The sequence below is a fragment of the Flavicella sediminum genome (genome assembly GCF_006381105.1).
Lineage (GTDB): Bacteria > Bacteroidota > Bacteroidia > Flavobacteriales > Flavobacteriaceae > Flavicella > Flavicella sediminum.
In genome coordinates this window covers 306-987 of the sequence record NZ_VDET01000075.1, presented here as the reverse complement: position 1 = coordinate 987, position 682 = coordinate 306, and the positions used below count along the sequence as shown (strand labels likewise).

At 28.5% G+C, this 682-nt stretch carries 1 protein-coding gene and 1 pseudogene; both read right to left on the bottom strand.

The features are described from left to right. Window positions 1–98: 98 nt before the first annotated feature. Window positions 99–501 (bottom strand): annotated as a pseudogene (locus tag FGM02_RS17990) (type II toxin-antitoxin system VapC family toxin); the annotation flags it as partial. Further along, the coding region (locus FGM02_RS17985; protein ID WP_243739460.1) for a DUF6364 family protein at window positions 502–682 on the bottom strand (181 nt) is incomplete at its 5' end.

The window sequence follows — 682 nt, the reverse complement described above, 5'->3', positions numbered from 1 at the left end:
ACCTAAAAATAGATAAATAAGTAGAAGTGACATAATAAAAAGACACAGAACTTTGGGCAAACTATAAAAACCCACATTGACTTTATGCGGTGTGAGCCACTGGCTTTCCCCTTAAGATAAGTTTCAGGAGTTAAAACAGCCAACTCACTCTTTTTGAAATCTTTTAAATTTCTGGTAAGTATAATTTTTATTTGTCCATTTTCCATTGCTGAAAAATTTTGCAGAGCATCTTCAAAATCTTTAAAATCGGAATTTAAGGCGTTTATTACTGCATTTTTATCCATTTTAACGATATCGATTATATTTAAAAGTTGTTTTATCTTTTCAATAATAATTTCGTGTTTTGCAGTTTTTCTAAGTAGATAATAAACATTTGAAATTATCACAGGAGTTGTATATCCNNGCACAAAGATTTAGAATCCCCGCTGAATACTCTGCAAAAGGCTGTCTGTCAAAGAAGAAATCAAGAATTACATCTGTATCTATAAGAACTTTATCCATTTATAAATATTTTTTTTCCAAACGATTTCCAAGTTCTTTTTTATAATCCATATTTTTTGGCATTTTAAAAGAACCTTTGAGTGACTCTACCGCTGAATTTAATTTTAAACTTTTATTATCAGATTCTTCTTTAGTAATTATTTTCAAATAATTTTCAATAATGTCTGACAGGCTACGATTT